Source organism: Desulfobacula sp., assembly GCF_021107415.1.
Genome location: NZ_JAIOSW010000022.1, coordinates 1 through 3,911 on the forward strand (window position 1 = coordinate 1; position 3,911 = coordinate 3,911).

General features: G+C 39.7%; 4 protein-coding genes. 1 reads left to right on the forward strand and 3 read right to left on the reverse strand.

Going from position 1 to position 3,911, the window contains the following annotated elements; all coding sequences use genetic code 11:
- The 3 genes from dsrA to K8S13_RS01205 all read right to left on the reverse strand — a co-directional run.
- Window positions 1–876 (reverse strand): dissimilatory-type sulfite reductase subunit alpha (gene dsrA / locus K8S13_RS01195; RefSeq protein WP_291459805.1); only part of this gene is annotated, 876 nt, incomplete at its 3' end.
- A gap of 191 nt (window positions 877–1,067) precedes the next feature.
- Window positions 1,068–2,162 carry a hypothetical protein gene (locus tag K8S13_RS01200; RefSeq protein WP_291459806.1) on the reverse strand — a complete coding sequence of 365 codons (1,095 nt, stop codon included), beginning with the start codon at window positions 2,160–2,162 and terminating at the stop codon, window positions 1,068–1,070.
- 80 nt (window positions 2,163–2,242) lie between these two features.
- Complete coding sequence (locus K8S13_RS01205) at window positions 2,243–2,920, reverse strand: tetratricopeptide repeat protein (RefSeq protein WP_291459807.1); 678 nt, start codon at window positions 2,918–2,920, stop codon at window positions 2,243–2,245.
- Window positions 2,921–3,129: 209 nt separating this feature from the next.
- Here K8S13_RS01205 and dapA point away from each other — a divergent pair.
- Window positions 3,130–3,911 (forward strand): 4-hydroxy-tetrahydrodipicolinate synthase (gene dapA / locus K8S13_RS01210; protein WP_291459808.1); only part of this gene is annotated, 782 nt, incomplete at its 3' end.

A 3,911-nucleotide genomic window follows, 5' to 3' on the forward strand; every position in this document is an offset into this window, starting at 1 on the left:
TTTCATACATTTTGTCGGGCAGTTAGCCAGGACTTCTTTTTCAATGTCAAAAGGCCCCCAGTCGCGGCCTTTATGTGCACCTGCGTTGGCAGGATAAGCTGCATCCTGTTCAACATATTTGTTGACGGCATCCTGGTCAATCCGGATATTATCTTTCCATGTACCGATAAAAGACATATCAGACCGTGCAATAGATGCAACACAGCAATTTGGACATCCATCAAATTTGAATTTAAATTTATAGGGGAATGCCGGACGATGAAGTTCATCCTGGTATTCATTGGTCAGAAAATGGCACAATGCCTGGGTATCATAACAGGAATATTCACATCTTGACGAACCAAGACAGTCAGCAGGTGTTCTCAGATTGGAGCCTGATCCGCCAAGATCCTGATTATAATCATGCGTCATTGTCCAGAATACTTCCTCAAGTTGAGGGGTAGTGGTACCCAGAAGAATAATATCACCGGTTGCGCCATGCATGTTGGTAACACCGGAACCCCTGAAATCCCAAAGCTTAGTCAGCTTTTTAAGATAATCAGTTGTATAGTATTTACCAGCAGGCTGGGCAACACGCATTGTATGGAAATGTTCAACACCGGGGAACAATTGTGGCTGGTCACAATATCTTCCGATAACACCACCGCCATAACCGAAAACACCTACAATACCGCCATGTTTCCAGTGAGTTCTACCATGTTTGTAAGAAAGTTCCACAACGCCCAAAAGATCGTCTACACAATCCTGGGGGATTTGGAATTCAACACCTTCTTCATTTTTGGCTCTGACTTCAGCTTGTTGTTTCAGATCAGAGACAAAACTCGGCCATGGGCCAGATTCCAGCTGGTCCAGAAAAGGAGTCTTATGTTTAGCCATTTACTTACCTCCATTAAAAGTTAATTTACATTCAATAATGAAAAAGTTCTCAAACTTTTCATTCAATAATCTAATTCTTTGTTATTCCGAAGAGTTATAAAACCGCCATCTTTTTCTTGAGAACAACTTAACCAAAATAACATTGCAGATATAAAATTTTACTTTCAACATGTCAATAAAAAAGGTTTCTTTTAAATATTTTTAAAAATTAAATGCAGGATCTTGCAATGAGATTCAAGATTTTTTTCTAATAAATTAATTTCAGAAGACTCAGGATGAGTGGATTCTAAAATATTTTCCATCATTTTCGTAATCTGCCCGGGACTGAACTGCCGGAAAAACTCAGTAAAAACAGATCTCAAATCTCCAAAATCATAAATGGTGGATTTTTCATCCAAGGCTTTTAAAAAACCTTTAATAGTTGCCTTTATCACCCGATTTCCAAGCATATAAGTTTTACCTGTACCATTGAGTCGATCAAGGCGCATTCTTAAAGTCAAATTCAAAAAAAATAACAATAAGGACGGTAAAATATACACTTTTTTATCTTCTTCTCCAGTGCAGAATTCCTTTAAGGGTGAGTATCCTCTCACTGTGATCAGCCGGACATGAACGCTCTGTTTCTCCTGTTTGACAATAAAATCTCCGGCAGCATGATGCCAGGGAGAAATCTGCTCAAAGGTTTCCAGATCATAATAATAGGTCAAAATCCGGGAAATCTCCTGATAAATTTCAAGTGCATTCGTTTCAAAAACATAATGGCAACTACCGTCAGATTCCCATATCACTATTTGTCTTCTATCCTGGTCTTCAGTCACATGGAATTCTTTATAGCCTTCAAACCATTCCCCTAAAAAAAAACCAATCCTGCCTTTATCCGTTTCTATAAAATCAACCCCAAAGACTTGTGGAAGATAGTGTTTAGAATATGCCTGATTCATTTTAGAGATCAAGTCATACTCATTTTCAATCAAAGACAGACCTGACCTTGATACCGCTCCATTCAGAACAAAAGAGCAGGTACGCTTCTCACTGGCAACTACCTGAATTTTTAATGGATGATATAAAGAACCATGTTTTTCAAGAAAAACAACTATCTTAGTAATCTGATTTGCTTGAACAGGCGTATTGAAAACAGCTTCAAGACCTGATTTCAATATTGAAAAATCATTTTTTAATAAAAAATGATGAGCGGCTGAAAAATAATCTCCAATCGTCACAATTGTTTTTAAAGACGCGGGGTGAGAAGACATATTTGTGGAAAATCCGATGTTTTTCCCTGACAAGGCAAATTTCCACAAACGAGAGCCAGGGAAGACCTCTTTTTCCTCTCCGGATATAAAAAAGCAAAAAAGACTGGAATGCATTATGCCTTTCTGTGAAGTGCAAGCTCGTCTTTCAACTCCTGGGCAACTTCAAAACCGAATTCTTCAGCCTTATCACAATAGGCAATGGCTTTATCAAACTCTCCGATTTCAAGATAGGCCACGGCAAGATTGTTATGGGCCACCGGGAATTCAGGCTGTATTTCAATGGCTTCAAGATTTGCCTTGATACCTTCGGGCACAAGCCCTTTCATGAAATAGGCAGTCCCAAGGGTTGTAAAAGCCTGAACAAAATTTTTATTATGAATAATGGCTTTTTTAAGATTCTTTATGGCCTTATCCATTTTTTCTTCATCTTCCTTGGGATCTTTGCCGTCAATCAATTGAAGAAGGACAAATGCCATGTTACCATACCCTTCTGCAAAACCGGCTCTTGCTTTTGTTGCGAGCTGATTGAACCTGTAGCACCCTTCAAGGTCGTTTCTTTGAAGACAGATACCCCCCAAAAGGACATAGGCCTCGGCAAGGGTTGGGCTGCGGTCAATAGCATCATGGAGTTCCTTTTCAGCTTCAACAAACTCCTGCTTTCCCATAAGGGCTACGGCAAGATTGTAATGGGTTGTACCGCATTCATCATTTTGAATAATCTGGCTTTTTAATTTTGCAATATGCTCGTCTGCATTTTTTGACAGGTTCTTCCCCTGATCAGTGTCTGTCATTATTCGTATCCTTTTTAATATTTATAGCCATTTCAAATCCTTGATTTAAAACCTAGTATCATATTTACGGTACAACATTGTGTCAAGACCCATTAAATAATCAGCAATTCTAATTTTGGCTTGAACCAAACCAAGACTTATGATAGCACGTGGATCTAGAGAAAAATTCATTTGGAAATAATTTTTTTTTTACACGGCAGGAGTAAAATATGGAACCAGGATGCTATACAGCATTAATCACCCCTTTTAACCCGGCAGGAGAACTTGATCAGGAAGCCCTTGAACAACTTATCGACTTTCAGATTGAAAATGGTATCACAGGAATCCTTGCAACAGGAACAACCGGTGAAAGCCCTACATTCAAATGGAAAGAACACGATCATGTGATTGCCCGGGTTGCACAACTTGCAAAAGGCAAATGCCTTAGAATTGCCGGGACTGGAAGCAATAATACCAGTGAAGCTCTGGAAGCAGCAGGCCATGCTGCAAAAGAAGGGGTTGATGCTGTCCTTATGGTGGACCCATATTATAATGGCCCCAGCTCCCTTGAAATCAGGAAGGAATATTATGAAATAATTGCAGGACTTTACCCTGATATTAACATCATCCCTTATATTATTCCGGGCAGAACCGGTGCCCAGATGCTGCCCCAGGATCTTGCCATCCTGGCAAAGAACTTCCCCAATATATCCTGTGTAAAAGAAGCCACCGGCAATCTTGAAAATATGAAACTTACCCGTAAATACTGCGGGGATGATTTTAAAATATTTTCAGGAGATGATGCCCTGATTTATGATATTATGACAGATCCTGAAATCAAGGCATGTGGTGCTATTTCAGTGATGGCCAACATTGCACCAAAATTTCTTACACAAATGGTCTCATTGCTCCATCAGGGGAATACGGATGAAGCCATAAAAATCCCGACCGCCTTAACACCCCTACTCAATCTTGTTGTGGTGACCACTCAGGAAGAATCCGAATTCGAAGC